Annotated in this window: 12 protein-coding genes and 2 pseudogenes; 9 read left to right on the forward strand and 5 right to left on the reverse strand. The window is 61.1% G+C overall.

Annotated features, from left to right (window positions below; genetic code table 11):
• Positions 1–136 precede the first annotated feature (136 nt).
• A complete protein-coding gene (locus GWG65_RS12910) occupies positions 137–811 on the reverse strand; it encodes a TetR/AcrR family transcriptional regulator (RefSeq protein ID WP_275195948.1) in 675 nt (224 codons plus the stop codon).
• Positions 812–908: 97 nt separating this feature from the next.
• On the opposite strand from GWG65_RS12910, the gene GWG65_RS12915 reads away from it, so the two are divergent.
• From GWG65_RS12915 to GWG65_RS12935, 5 genes are all read left to right on the forward strand, one after another.
• Positions 909–2,336, forward strand: coding sequence for a coniferyl aldehyde dehydrogenase (locus GWG65_RS12915; protein ID WP_275195949.1), 1,428 nt, complete (start codon positions 909–911; stop codon positions 2,334–2,336).
• A gap of 41 nt (positions 2,337–2,377) precedes the next feature.
• The gene (locus GWG65_RS12920; protein ID WP_275195950.1) at positions 2,378–2,842 is read left to right on the forward strand and encodes a GFA family protein; all 465 of its coding nucleotides are present in this window, start codon (positions 2,378–2,380) and stop codon (positions 2,840–2,842) included.
• A 476-nt stretch (positions 2,843–3,318) separates the two neighbouring features.
• Complete coding sequence (locus GWG65_RS12925) at positions 3,319–4,191, forward strand: SDR family oxidoreductase (protein WP_275195951.1); 873 nt, start codon at positions 3,319–3,321, stop codon at positions 4,189–4,191.
• Positions 4,184–4,729, forward strand: a complete 546-nt coding sequence (locus GWG65_RS12930; protein WP_275195952.1) for a nuclear transport factor 2 family protein — start codon at positions 4,184–4,186, stop codon at positions 4,727–4,729. The genes GWG65_RS12925 and GWG65_RS12930 overlap by 8 nt, the downstream gene beginning before the upstream one ends.
• Position 4,730: 1 nt before the next feature.
• On the forward strand, positions 4,731–5,450 hold the full coding sequence (locus GWG65_RS12935; RefSeq protein ID WP_275195953.1) for an NAD(P)H-dependent oxidoreductase: 720 nt from the start codon (positions 4,731–4,733) through the stop codon (positions 5,448–5,450).
• A 24-nt stretch (positions 5,451–5,474) separates the two neighbouring features.
• Here the strand turns inward: GWG65_RS12935 and GWG65_RS12940 are convergent, their stop codons facing one another.
• The 4 genes and pseudogenes from GWG65_RS12940 to GWG65_RS12955 form a co-directional block, all read right to left on the reverse strand.
• Positions 5,475–6,005, reverse strand: coding sequence for a PadR family transcriptional regulator (locus GWG65_RS12940; RefSeq protein WP_275195954.1), 531 nt, complete (start codon positions 6,003–6,005; stop codon positions 5,475–5,477).
• Between the two features lie 155 nt (positions 6,006–6,160).
• Positions 6,161–6,525 (reverse strand): annotated as a pseudogene (locus GWG65_RS12945) (TonB-dependent receptor); the annotation flags it as partial.
• Positions 6,526–6,715: 190 nt separating this feature from the next.
• Positions 6,716–7,523: pseudogene (locus tag GWG65_RS12950) on the reverse strand (ABC transporter substrate-binding protein); the annotation flags it as partial.
• A 202-nt stretch (positions 7,524–7,725) separates the two neighbouring features.
• A complete protein-coding gene (locus GWG65_RS12955; RefSeq protein ID WP_275195955.1) occupies positions 7,726–7,911 on the reverse strand; it encodes an ABC transporter substrate binding protein in 186 nt (61 codons plus the stop codon).
• A 154-nt stretch (positions 7,912–8,065) separates the two neighbouring features.
• Between GWG65_RS12955 and GWG65_RS12960 the strand changes: the two genes are divergently transcribed.
• The 4 genes from GWG65_RS12960 to GWG65_RS12975 all read left to right on the forward strand — a co-directional run bounded on the left by GWG65_RS12960 (position 8,066) and on the right by GWG65_RS12975 (position 12,813).
• Complete coding sequence (locus GWG65_RS12960) at positions 8,066–9,160, forward strand: zinc metalloprotease HtpX (protein ID WP_275195956.1); 1,095 nt, start codon at positions 8,066–8,068, stop codon at positions 9,158–9,160.
• Positions 9,161–9,701: 541 nt separating this feature from the next.
• Positions 9,702–10,478 carry a hypothetical protein gene (locus GWG65_RS12965; protein WP_275195957.1) on the forward strand — a complete coding sequence of 259 codons (777 nt, stop codon included), beginning with the start codon at positions 9,702–9,704 and terminating at the stop codon, positions 10,476–10,478.
• An 81-nt stretch (positions 10,479–10,559) separates the two neighbouring features.
• A complete protein-coding gene (locus GWG65_RS12970; protein ID WP_275195958.1) occupies positions 10,560–11,018 on the forward strand; it encodes a hypothetical protein in 459 nt (152 codons plus the stop codon).
• A 220-nt stretch (positions 11,019–11,238) separates the two neighbouring features.
• Entirely contained in the window at positions 11,239–12,813 is a 1,575-nt protein-coding gene (locus GWG65_RS12975; protein ID WP_275195959.1) for a S8 family serine peptidase, read from the forward strand.

Here is a 12,813-nt window from a genome sequence, read left to right on the forward strand (position 1 = left end):
CCGCTCGCACTGGATTATCCACGGTCACATAGTCATCGAGCGATGCCGGAAACAGCATGCTCTGCCCGCGATCCACCCCTTCAACAAAGCGCTTCATTGGACGTCCCCGCAAGTGCAGGGAATCCTATCGCGCGAATCACCGGAAACAGAACGTTTTCACACGGCCTGGGCCACGAGCGGACCTTATTGCAGGCGCGCGCAGTGTTTCTGGGCTCCCCAGCCCCTCCACCAGCGTGCTCAAGGCGGCATCCAGCGGGGCCGATCCCACTTTCTCGGGCACCAAGAGCCCATCGATCGCAAGCATGGTCATGCCGTGAACGAGCCCCCAGCCGGCTGCCGCCTGTCCCTCTATCGGCCGCTTGCGAATGCTCCCGGCAGCCTGGCCGCGCCGGAGGACTTCGAGGAGAACGTCAAATACCGCCAGCGCCCGCTCGTTGAGATGTATTCCCACCGCTTGACCCTCCTCCGCGCTATACATCAGGCGGTAGAGAGCCGGATTTTCCGTTCCGAACGCGACGTAGGCACGAGCTATCGTCGTAATTTCCTCGCGCAAAGAATTGGACGCTGTGGGCTTCGCAGCCGATAGAGATTCCCGGAGCCGGTCGAATCCGATCATGGCGAGTTCTGCAAGCAGCGCGGCTTTGTCCGGAAAGTGCTTGTAGGGTGCCGCGTGGCTTACGCCAGCGCGACGGGCGACTTCCCGCAGCGTGAACTGCCAGCCCTTCTCCTCCCGAAGCATATCCAACGCCGTCTCGATAACCGTCCGACGGAGATCACCGTGGTGATAGGGGCGGTTGGGTGCGTCCTGCATGGTACCTCAAAGTTTCTTCCGTATACATTGTTGACAGTGACTACTTAAGGGCCTATGTCAGGCGGATAAGTTTCTCCTGTCTACATCGGAGTGAACCATGAACGCTACCGCAAAAGTCGCCGACGCTGATCGACTGGGCAGTCTTCTCGCCCGCCAGCGTGCTGCTTTCCTGCGTGACGGAGCCCCTGCGCTGGCGCAGCGACGCGCTGATCTGTCCAAGTTCAGGACCATGATAATCGCGCAGCGCAGAGCGATCGAAGATGCCATCAGCGCGGATTTCGGCCATCGCTCGAAGTATGAGACGGCAATCATGGAGGTTGGAGGGGTCGCCGAAGGTACGAAGTATCTGATCCGCAACCTTCGCAAATTCATGGCGCCGACCCGTCGCCACGTCGCGCTGCACATGCGGATGGGCAACGCCCGCCTCGAATACCAACCGCTTGGCGTCGTCGGCGTCATGTCGCCGTGGAACTACCCGGTAAACCTATCGCTGATGCCGGTTGTCACGGCCATCGCCGCCGGAAACCGGGTTATGCTGAAGCCCTCGGAGTTCACACCCGTCACCAATTCACTACTCGCCAAGATGCTGGGCGAGGTTTTCCCCGAGGATCAGTTCGCGATCGTGACTGGCGATGCGGCCGTAGGGACGGCGTTCTCGGCCCTGCCGTTCGATCACCTCGTCTTTACCGGCAGTACTCCGGTGGGGCGCTCCGTGATGAAGGCAGCCAGCGACAACCTCGTTCCGGTTACCCTTGAACTCGGGGGCAAGTCACCGAGCATCGTTGCCAAGGGCCACGCCCTCGACCAAGCGGCAGCCTCCATCGCTTTCGGTAAGCTGCTCAACGCCGGCCAGACCTGCATTGCCCCCGATTACGCACTCGTCCACGAAAACGACGTCGACTCGTTCGTGGCGGCGTATGACCGGAAAGTGGCGTCCTTCTATGCGGACGGGCCGACAAGTGAACACTATACGTCCATCATCAACGAACGGCACCACGCCCGGCTCCAGGGCCTGATCGCGGACGCGAATGCCAAGGGAGCGCGGATCATCGAGGTCGGCAATCGGCCCGGCGAAGCGTCCCGACGCCCCAACACGCTTGCGCCAACCGTGGTGCTTGGCGTCACAGATACCATGCGCATCGCTCATGAAGAGATTTTTGGCCCGATCCTGCCGATCTTTCCCTACCGCGACATCGGCGATGCGATTGCCTATGTGAACGCCCGGCCCCGGCCGCTCGCGCTCTACTATTTCGGTGCCGATGATGACGACCGACGCAGCGTGCTGAGCCGAACAACCTCAGGCAACGTCACCATCAACGGGACGATCATGCACATCGCTCAGGATGACTTGCCCTTCGGCGGCGTCGGGCCCAGCGGCATGGGCGCTTACCATGGCATCGAAGGCTTCCGAACCTTCAGCCATGCCAAGGGCATCTATGAGCAAGGGCGTTGGAATCTCGCCAACCTGCTCCACGCGCCGTTCAGACAACCGATCGATGCCATCCTCAACATGATGCTTCGGTGATCGGAACTCCATTTCGCAATGAAACCGAGGAGCATCAGCACATGACCACCGACACATCATCGTTGCCGCTAAGCGGCTCCTGCGAATGCGGCGCTTGCTCCTTCAAGGTGCATACGTCGCCGAAAGCCAGGTTCCGGTGCCACTGTCTGATCTGTCAGGCGTTCAACGGCAAACCGTTCGCGGATGTGGTCGCCGTTCGTGCCAAGGACGTCGTGCTGAAAAACGCCGGCAATATTTCATTCAGGAAATACCGTCCGCCGCCGAACTTCAATCGCGGGGTCTGCCGGACCTGCGGCAAGCCCGTTGTGGAAGTTGCGGGCGTCTGGCCGTTCAAGGTGATGTTCGTCCCAGTCAGCACTTTCGAGCCCGAGGCCCGGCTTCCGCCGGTTCGCATGGATATATTCTATCACCGTCGCGTGCTGGACATGCCCGGCAGCTTGCCCAAATACAGCGGCTATTTCCCGAGCCTGTTGGCGGTCGGGAAAATGATCATGAGCGGCTTGTGAAATGGCGAGTTGATCTATCTGGCGAAAACGTAACCCGAAGATATCGATATCGAACAGACTCCTCTTTCGGGCCCCCGCGCACGTCGCAGGATACGTTGTACGGCCGTAGAGCCAATGAAACACTAGATCTGCGATCGCACGGCCGCCATTGAGGCGTGATGATGCTTAATACCGCCACCCGAATTCAAGAACGATTTCAGGAGCGCGCGGCCAGCATCGGCACCAGCCCTTCCGTTCAACCTACCGCCCTCGCAGCGAGCGCATTGGGTGCGATCAGCCCGCAATAATTTTAATAAACTTGTGCAACTGATTGCAAAACGCAAATTTCCGCGCTACCCTTTTGCAACTGGTTGCATAACTGGGCGCAGTTTGGCTATCCCGAATTGTTGGCCGCTCGAACCGGCTTCGCCGGGCCGAAGCCGAGTTCAGACGTCAACCAACAACGCGACAAAATCGGCGCGGCGGAGGATTGCATCATGTTCAGCAACGGGCTTCTCACGGGCCGCAATATCCTGGTGACCGGCGGCGGCACCGGGCTCGGCAAGGCCATGGCAGCGAAATTTCTCAGCCTCGGCGCAGACATTCACATTTGCGGACGCCGCAAAGGCGTTTGCGAGGAGACCGCCGCCGAGTTGATGAAGCTTCATGGCGGCAAGGTCACCGCCCACGGCGTAGACATTCGCGACTCCGCGGCGGTCGACGCCATGGTCGAATCCGCTTTCAAGGACCGTCCTCTCACCGATCTCATCAACAACGCGGCTGGTAATTTCATTGCCCGCACGCAGGATCTCTCGCCGCGCGGGTTCGATGCCATCGCCAATATCGTGATGCACGGTACGTTCTACGTGACCCAGGCTGTCGGCAAACGCTGGATCGCAGGCAGACATCGCGGCAACGTCGTCTCCATTACTGTGACATGGGTACGCAATGGCGGCCCGTATGTGGTGCCGTCCGCCATGAGCAAATCCGCAATCCACGCCATGACCATGTCGCTGGCCACGGAATGGGGTCGCTACGGCATCCGCCTCAACACCATCGCGCCGGGAGAAATTCCGACCGAGGGCATGAGCAAGCGTATCAAGCCCGGCGACGAGGCCGGTGCGAGGACCGTCGCTGCGAATCCGATGGGCCGCCTTGGGCAAATGAGCGAACTGCAAAATCTCGCGACGTTTCTGATCTCCGGCGGGTGCGACTGGATCAATGGCGAGACCATCGTGATGGACGGTGCCCAGGCGCTGGCGATGGGCGGCAACTTCTACGAAGTGCGCGACTGGAAGGATTCAGATTGGGCCGAAGCGCGCGACGCCATCGTGGCTCAGAACGAGAAGGACAAGGCGAAGCGTGGTTAGCGGTCAAACTGGACGCCGAGCGCGCCATCCATCAGGGAACACGGCTTTGCCGCGTTCCTGTGAGCACGCAATCCGGAATTCCAAAGGCGAGGAAACCACAATGACTGGACTGCTCCATCTTCATCCGGCCGCCGCAGCATCTCTGGAGAAGTGGCACGCCATGATAGCGAGGAAAGATCTTGGCGACCTTCCCTCGATCGCTCATCCGGAAGTGGTCTTCCGCTTGCCGACTGCATTCAATCCCTACCACGGCATCGAAGCTTTGGTTCTCACCATGAGCAACGTGGTTCAGATTTTCGAGGACTTCAGCTACCATCGTCAGGCCGCCACCGCCGATGGCAGGAATGTCGTTCTCGAGTTCAGCGCCAAGGTTGGCGGCAAGATGGCCAAGGGAATCGACTTCATTCGCTTTGACGACGACGGCAAGATCGTCGAGCTCGAAGTGATGATGCGGCCGCTTAGTGGCGCACAGGCGCTTGCCGCGGAAATGGCGAAGCGTCTCTCGCGCGCGCTCCCTGCTTCAAGTGAGGTGAGATGAGATGCGTGTTCATCTGGTCCATGCGCACCCCGAGCCGAACTCCTTTGTGAGCGCGATGCGTGATGTTGTCATCGACGAACTGAAGGCCGCGGGTGTGGTTGTCACCGTTTGCGATCTCTATCACAACGGTTTCAACCCTGTTCTCTCCGGGAACGATTTCACTTCGAGAAGCCGCCCCGATTACCTAGTATACACGCTCGAACAACGCCACGGCTACACGACTTCGACGCTGGCCTCCGATGTCGCCCGCGAAGCGGAGAATGTGCTGGCGGCAGACCTCATCGTCTTCACCTTTCCAATATTCTGGTTCAGCGTTCCGGCAATTCTTAAAGGCTGGATCGACCGTGTCTTGCTGTGCGGCCCGATGCATAGCGGCAACCGCGGGTTTTACGATCTCGGTGGTCTCAGGGGTAAGAGAACATGTACGGCAATGGCTCTCGGCGGGCGCCGAAATATGTTCGGGCCAGGCGCCCTCCACGGAGAGCTCGAGACTGGGATGATGCGTCATTTCTTTCAGGGGACGTTGGGCTATGTCGGACTGACCGTGCACCAGCCCTTTGTCGCCTATCATGTTCCATATATTACCGACCACGAGAGGCAGGCACAGCTGCAGGATCTGCGAGTCTGTCTGCGTGACCTCGACCGCCAACCCACCCTCAAATTTCCCGAGCTTGGAGATTTCGGCGATGTGCTTACGCCGAAGCGCGACCGTGCTCGTTAGCGGGTATTCGGGCCGGTCGAGGGCTCAGGATGCTTTCAGGATTGAAATTGCCTGCTCGCAAAAGGCGATACGCTGGGTCTCGAAGTCGATTCCGGCCATGAGCACAAGACGACGAAGCTTTTCATCCCGTGTTATTTTCTTTTGCGAGAAATCCCTGGCCTCGATTTCACGGTAGACCTTGAGCTTTTCGCGGTGTTGTCCGGCAAGTCTCTCCAGCTCTTCGATGATGCGTGTGGGACCGATGACGGCTTCCGCCCGAAGTCTAACCATCAGCTCATCGCGAATCGGAGACGGGGCCTGCCTCCCCGTAAGCCAGCGTCGCAGTTCCTTGAGTCCGGCGGGCAGCACAACATAAGTCTTCTTGCCGCCTCGCGCACCGTCGACGAGGGAGCCTAGAACGAAGCCGGCGGCTTCGAGACGGGCGAGCTCCCGGTATATCTGCTGATGAGTCGCCTGCCAAAAATAGCCGATGGAACGGTCGAAGCGTTCGGCCAGCTCGGATCCGGAACAGGGCCGTTCAATCAATGCGGTCAACAATGCGTGGGGCAAGGACATCGACGACAGAGTCTCAACTTGGCAGTAGAGCTTTTCGCATCAGCTATGGACGAACTCAATGGCGAAGTGGCCACACGTCGACCGCTCGCGATCGGCTTGCTCAACGAAGCGCCTCACCAGCTAGCGGCGTTTTCCCACAGCCAGGGTCACGTGCCTCAGAACGTCACCCGCATCCCCGCATAGAACGTGCGCGGCCTTGCGGGGCTCAGCGAGCGCAGATCACTAAATCGGCGCCGCCGTTGACGAAATTGGGCAACGCGCTGCTGTCGAAGAACTGCCCATAAGTCGCATAGCGCCTGTCGAAGATGTTGTCGACGCGGCGATAGGAGGTGTGGAGATTGAACACCGTGTAGGAACGGCAGCTTCGCGTATTGATTGGACTCGTCGCCGACCAGATATTGGCTGGAGACGAAGATCGCGTTGCCGCCGACCTTCCAGACGTCGTCACGGCGTAGTCGATGCAAAGCTTGACCCGGTGGCGCGGGATCGCGGGGATCTGGTTGCCGGGAGAGACCTGGATATTGCCGTTGCCATCGGCAAACGGGCTGTTCGAGCCGAAGGTCGGCGCGATCGCGGGTCGTGTTTCACATCCTTACGTCATCGTGGAGACGCGAGGCCGCGGCCTGCTGCTGCGCCGCGGACCGGTTCGGGCGCGTCCGCTTGCAATGTCGCGCGCCTCTCGATGATGGCGTGGTTGAACAGGTCGAGCGCCAAGCTGGATTCGTATTGAATACGCTGGGCGGAATTTCTTCGGATTCATAACGCGGGTCTTTCAGCGCGATCGCTTCTGACGCGTCGATCGCGAGAAACTTGGGATCGCCTCGCGCCCGGGCAATTGCTGCGATAGCGTCGGAGGTGATCTTGCTGTCGAGCGGACCGACCGCCATGAATGCATTAAGGGTCGGGTCGCGCGCCAGCTGCTCGACCTGGTCCGCGCCAAATTGCGTAACGGCGACTTTGTCCGCCTCCACTCCGCAGGCGCTCAGGATGACCCGTAGCAACGCGGCGTTCGCCGGCGTCCGGCCTATCACGCCGACCCTGTGCCCTGCAAGATCGGCGATCTCCTTGATTTTCGCTCCCGGCCTTCTTTTGGAGTTCTTGCCCGCAAGTCCGGAGGGCGACCACAGCACAACGAAGTTCTTGCGCACGACGGCGACGGTCTGCGCGTCGGTCGGCATTTCGAGATCGCCACGACCGACCGCTAGGTGGGCTTTCCCGGCACCAAGCTGGGCGAGAGCTTCGACCGCGCCGTCGGTCGTGATCAGAGAGAGCCTGAGTGTCCTGCTTTCGCTGGCGAAGGCCTCGGCCGCCGCCTGAATAACTTTGTGATCGTCGCTTCCCGGCGGTCCGACCGCAATCCGGAGAGTGACCGGCTGCAATGCGTAATACAGTGCGCCCGCGGCGGCACCAAAGATGAGGAATCCAACTGCCAGCCAGGATCAGCAGTAAGGTGTTGCTCCCTCTCCGCTGTCGGCGGGCTGCGTCACTGGTTGCACCTGTACCATCGGACGAGGACATATCCGCTGCCGGTCGGAGAGCAAAAGCCTGCTGCTTTGCAGGAATACCACATTCCCGGATAGCGTCCCAGCAGCGGCCTTGGTTGCAAAAGTTCTGACGCGGGTGACCGCGTCGATGGCTGCCTGAGCCTATGAATTCCCGTCTCGCTCCGCATCCGGACGTGGCTGCACTGCGCAAACCCACACCCCAGGCCATAGGTGCTCTATTCGATGACTTCATTGGCGCGCGCGAGCAGCGCCGTCGGCACGCTTGCGCCGAGCGTGTTGGCCGTCTTGAGGTTGACAATGAGTTGAAGTGCCTTGGATTGCATCACCGGCAGATCGGCCGGCTTCCCACCCTTCAGGATCTGACCGTGGAGCGCCGCCAAAGCATTATCGGACCAAACCATCGTTTAGCTTGAATAGAACCCGGTTCCTGAGGTCTCATCCCGACGGCTTACACCGAAGCGGATCGGACGCCGCCCGTGTGGATAGCGGGACTTTTCTGTGTCCAAGGCATGAAACTCGCATGACAAGACACCGGGAGATCCGTAACTCTTCGCTTTGAAAGCGCACGAGGGGACAGGGGTGATTCACGCTGGCGTAAGCCCGATGGCGTTGCGTGGTGATCGGCACGGCCAAGATGTCGTTGCCGGCCTTACGCCGAGCGTTTCGTTCGCTCTGGTGCGACATGCGCCGCGAGAGATGCTGCGCGTTTTACGGTGCGGCCCTACCGTCACCGTAGAGATCCACTGGCCGTCGGGAGAGGCAGGCCTCTTCCTGCGATGCCATATCGAACTGAGCTCGAGAGACTCGGGGGGGCGGTTGCGGCATCGGCGGCACGCCCATCAGGCTGCGAACCATCAATCATCTCAATTGGCGATCCTTGCCATGACATTGCTGCTCGCCGTCTGCGGCTGGAGCGTCGGTGGAGCCGAGGGCATGCAGCGGGCGCTGTTGGGAAGCACGCCCCGTCCCGACGAAACGGTCATCTCACGCGAGAACGTGTATCGCTGGTTCGGCGCCCGCCTGCTGTCCCCTGCCGAGGTGCCGGACCTCTTCGCCATTCTGTCAAAAGTTTGCAGCCGCGCCGGGCTGGTGCGATTTCCGGATCTCTATTGTCTGCCGGCTCCGCGCGATATGAATGCCTATGCACTCGGCGGACCGGAACGGAGCGCCATCGTGTTGACCGAAGGCCTGCTACGCGGCATGACGCGCGACGAAATTGCCGGGATATTGGCCCATGAAGTCGCTCATATCCGCAACAATGACGCCTGGACGATGGGCTGGGCGACAGCGTTGCGACGCGCGATCGATTGGACCTCGCTCGCCGGTCTCGCGCTGCTGCGAACCAGCCATCAGCACGGCGGCATGACATCAAGCCGGCCATTGGCGATGCTGCTGAGCGCAGCACCCACGCTCGGCCAGCTCCTCGGACTTGCTCTGTCGCGCGTTCGCGAACTGGATGCAGATGCAACGGCGCTCGAACTGACCGGCAACTCGCGAGCGCTCATCGCCGCACTTGACAAGCTGGAGCGCCATCACGCCGGCTCTGCACCAAGCCGCACGTCCGCATTCGTGCATGATCCGATGCGCTTGCTTCGCAGCCATCCCGCCACCTCCGAGCGCGTCGGCACATTGCTCAACCTCGCTTATTAGCATTGGCTGAAGTTGACACCGATGCACATCGGAAGGCTCGCTGACCAGGCAAAGAGTGCTGACGAAAATCCGCGCGGCTTCAAATTCTTAAATTTTTGCGAAAGTTGATTTCCACCAAAATATCGCCGCGCTTTCGCGAAACTATTTTGATGTGAATTCGTTTTCCGCGTCTCTACTCATAGCAGAACTGGGAGAAACCAGCGTAGTTGCCGAGCGCTTGAGCGGACGTAGGTCGTAAATGATAAATGGCTGGCCACCGTGCCAGCGAGGAAAATCCGCTCCCACATCTCTCGACGGCTATCATTTTGCCGCTCTAAAACACCTTACCGTCGGCTTGTCACCTTGAGGGACGCAACTCGCGCCTCCCAGGTGGGCCACGTTGCTTGCGGCTGAGATTTCCGCGCCAAGCATTTGAATTTGAAGGTCCAACGCCGACGCACCGGCGTGACGGACCGCCATTTCCAGCGAAGGGGTCGCGCATGCGACCGGCCTTGGCAGGATCTTGGGCTGAGGGCACCAACCATCGCAAGGAGACCAAGCGATGACCTACTATGACACCCTGCAACAGAACCTCGCGCATGGTTCGCCATTTGGACAGTTCGGTCCGCAACAACAGTTCGGTCCGCAACAATGGGGATCGGGAGCTTTCGGTTCGCAAGGCGGCCAACAGTTTGGAGGAGGCGGTCTTGGATTGGGCCAAGCTGCCTATGGGCAGCAATACGGGCAATTCGGCGGTCAGCCGACCTTTGGCGCGTTTGGATATGGCCCCGGCTGGGGCGGGCAAATGGGCGGGAGTCAGCAGCCCTGGGGCGGCCAGCAGCGCCAGCTTTCGCCACAGGACGTGAATGAGGTCGTGCGGCAATTGGTACCGGCGCTGCCTCAAATTCTCGCGCAAGCCCAGACTCCGTTCGCAGGAATGGGCTATGCGGCTTACGGCCAGGCGCCGCGGCAGCTAAGTCCGCAAGACGTGAGCGAGGTCGTGCGGCAGATCCTGCCCATCGTGCCGCAGATCGTGGGAATGCTGCAGAGCCAGCCCCAAATGCAGCATTCGGCCATGCACGGCGGTCTCGGTCAGGGGCAATTCGGAGGCCCTGGTCAATTCGGTCTCGGCTATCCCACGCAGACTCAGCCAGCGCAGATGTGGGGTACACAGTTCGGTGCGCCGCAGTTCCAGGCGGCATTCGGCGGTCAGACGGGCTTTGGCCAGCAGCGACAACTAACGCAGCAAGATGTCGCCGACATCACCCGCCAGCTGATCGGCGTCATTCCCCAGGTCATCGGTAACCTTCAGGCCTACGGCCAGCAGCGGATGATCTGACCGTGCGGTAAGGCGCGACCGCCGCCAAAAAGCGGCGGTCTCGCCTGCCGTTGCGCACGCTTCCCCCGAAGGAGAACCCTCATGTCGGATTCCAATCCCTCTGCCGCAACCGCGTCACAGCGGCACTCGTCAGACATTCAGCAGCTCGTGGGCCTGCTTGGCAATCTGATGCCGCTGCTCTTGCGCCTGCAGTCCCAAGGATTCGAGCAGCCGTTCCGGACCATGCCCGGCACCTTCCCGATACCGAACCCGGTACTCGATCATCAGGCTGCGGAAAACATGATCGGAGACATGATCGCAGAATCGCTGCGCTCGCTCTCTGCCTACCTCGAGGCCAACGCTGTACAGCATGCGGGCCTGGAAAACTGCGTCTCGATCGTCACCCAAGCAGCCAACAAGTTTACCGAGCGGGATTATGCGCAGGCCTTCAACCTGATCTATTTCGCGTATCGCGCGATCGAAGCGGCCCGCGCAGCCGATCCCCGCCTTCCGTTGCTGAGACAGGCGTCGATCGATCGCACGCAATCTTCTATCCACTGAAATCAAAGGAGGCGACGCCATGGCAACGAGTCCAGATGATGCGCGACCGACCTCGAGCGACAATCGACGCAAACCAGTGCGCAGCACTCAATACATGATCGCGCCAGCGGGCGCCGGCATCAGCGCTCAAACGCTGGCCGAACAACTGAACCAGTTCGGCAACATCCTGTGGACCCACGACCAGCGCGGCGTCAGTGGCCCGCCAATTGCGGTCGTGCGCATGCCCGACGAAGCCGCCGCCGCCTTGCGCCGCTCCACGGCCGGCAGCTTGATCATCGAGCCGGACAGCCATCTGCGAGCTGCATCCTTTGCCGGCCCGGCCTCCTCTTTCATCCCGGCGGCCACAACGATGACCGCACTCGGGCCGGACTTCAAGGTGACGATCCGGGTCCTCAGCGAAGCAGGTGGGCCTGTGGAGCAGGCAACTGTGCAGCTCGTCGGCGAGCAGGCGTCAGCTCAAGGACGGACGGACCGTGATGGCAACGTCGATCTGACGCTGCGGGACGAAGTGCCGGAAACAATTGCCGCCATTTTCGTCAGCGCACGCTCCGGCCATTGGGGCTTGTGGCAACAGCGGCCCAATATCGAGGCCGATGCGGTGAACACCTTCACCCTGAAACCGTTGCAGCTGCCTGGCGGGCTGGATTGGGGCGGCGAAGCGATGCGCTTCGATCAGATTCCCGACCATTGCCGTGGAGCTGACGTCAAGATCGCGCTCATCGACAGCGGCGTGGCGACCAGCCACAAGCTATTGGCTGACATCGAGCACGGTATCGATGCCCGACGTGGCGAAGATCGCTCATGGTCGAAGGACGTCACTGGCCACGGCACGCCTTGCGCAAGCATCATCAATGCGGCTGCGCAGGCAGATCACGGCATCCGCGGCTACGCCCCGGACAGCGAGCTGCATGTTTGCAAGCTTCCCCAAGATGCCCATTGCAGCGACCTGATCGCGGCGCTCGATGATTGCCTGCAAAACGGCATCGACGTGGCGTGCGTCGGAGTCGGTTGCGAGCACGGCTCCGTGCTGGTTGAGCAGCACATTGCCATGGCCAAGCAGCAAGGCGTCAGCATCGTCGCTGCCGCCGGCAACTCTGGAGAACGCATACTGTTTCCGGCCTGTTCTCCGCATGTCTTGGCGGTCGGTGCGGTCGGACGGATGGGAAGCTTCGCGGAAGACAGTCCGCAGGCGGCGCAGGCCGCAGCCGCCACTGCGGCGGCAGGCGGGTTGTTCGTACCGCCGTTTTCCTGCCGCGGGTCCGAACTCGACCTGTGCGCGCCCGGTGTTGCAGTCATTGCCTGCCAGTCGCCGGACGGTTATGCCGTCTGCGACGGCACCTCGCTCGCAGCTGCTCACGTTGCCGCGCTTGCAGCCTTGATCCTTGCCGACCACGCCGACTTCAAGGGCAGCTTCATCGCCAAGGATGCCCACCGGGTCGAACGGCTGTTCCAAATTCTGAAGGAGACGGCGCAGCCCATCGGCCATCCATGGCAGACCGGGGCCGGGTTGCCGGATGCAGCCCGCGCGCTCGGCGTCTGGTCCGATCAGCGGCCCCTTGCCATGCCTCTGAATGCCGGACTGCGCGAGATGCGCAGCGCCATTCGGCAGCTCGATCGGATTCCATTCGGCGCAAGCCAGGCGATGATATTCGAGCCGCCACGCGGCCCGGCCAACGTGACCCGGCTTCCGTTGAATCCGGCCCCTCTGGCGTTCCAGGCTGCCGGCGGGGGAACAGCGACGGTGCATGAACTCAGAGCAGCGATGGCGCTCGCGGGCCTAGCGGAAGGACGGTAG

This window comes from Bradyrhizobium sp. CSA207 (genome assembly GCF_029051685.1).
Classification (GTDB): Bacteria; Pseudomonadota; Alphaproteobacteria; order Rhizobiales; family Xanthobacteraceae; genus Bradyrhizobium.